This window comes from Neisseria sp. P0001.S005 (assembly GCF_051963715.1).
Genome location: NZ_JBQCTZ010000415.1, coordinates 1 through 1,140, shown reverse-complemented (window position 1 = coordinate 1,140; position 1,140 = coordinate 1). Strand labels below are relative to the sequence as shown.

Here is a 1,140-nt window from a genome sequence, read left to right as displayed (position 1 = left end):
AACCCGTTCATTTCAGGGTGATAATGCAGCTGCCCCATATTGGCGTGTGCCAACTCGCGTGCGACGTAAAGCCCCAAACCGGTGCCTTGTTTTTCGGTGGTGTAAAACGGCTCGAACAGATGATTTCGTACATCGGGCGGCACGCCTTTGCCGTTGTCCGCCACTACGATGGAAATATGCATCCTGCCGCTAGAGCGGATAAGAACGGTAATGGCGTTTTCGTCCTGACGGCTGTGTCGCCAAGCATTGTTGCACAAGTTCCACATCACTTGCTGCAAATGCATGGGGTCAACCAATACGGTCAGATTGTTGCCGTCCATATTCATACGCAGACAACCGATGGCATCGGGATTGTTTAAGGTAAATTCCTGTTTGAACTCCAACCAGAATTTCATCAGATTAATCGGCTGGCGGCTGATGTTGTCTCGTTTGTTAAGCAGGGATACGTCTTCCAACATCTTGTCGATACGTTGGATATTGCTGTCGATGATGTTGTAGAGCTTGGCCTTGAGCGGATCTGCCTCATCGCCCTCTTGCAACAAATCGCTGGCATGGCGGATAGCGGACATCGGGTTGCGGATTTCGTGGGCAAGGTTGGCAGTCAACTGTCCGAGCGAAGTCAGCTTGGTGGACATAGCCTCCGCAGCCACTTCACGCAATGAGCGGACGTACAACATCAACAGCTCGGTTTGCTCCTGAATCAGCGGAACGGCACGGACGTGCATGGCGTGTTGGAAAATATGAATATCGGTTTCAAAAGGTTTGTCGGGTTGACGCTGCCAGCGTGCGACCAGCTCGCCAAACACGATTTCCTGCTGATCGATAATCAGACTGGGGAAATAGATTTTTGCCTGCTTGTTAAACAACCACACGCGTTGGGTCGCATCAATCACCACAACCGCTTCCTGTACGCGGTTCAAAACCAAATGGTTCAAGCCGCTGATCCGGCGGTAGGCCAGTTGATGGCGGCTGGCGGACTCTGTAGCCTGCTCCAGATAACGGGCGGCAAACGATGTCAGCATCGCCACCAGATAGCCTGCGCCGATCAGCATCAAAGAATTCACCATTGATTTCGCGTCCCAATTAAACGAATCGAAACGCATACTGCCGTCTAAAAACAGGTTCAAAATAAACAACATT

Annotated in this window: 1 protein-coding gene; it reads right to left on the bottom strand. The window is 51.2% G+C overall.

All coding sequences use genetic code 11. From position 1 onward, the window contains the following. On the bottom strand, positions 1–1,140 hold a 1,140-nt coding region (locus ACTHSP_RS20700; protein ID WP_440346846.1), incomplete at both ends, for an ATP-binding protein.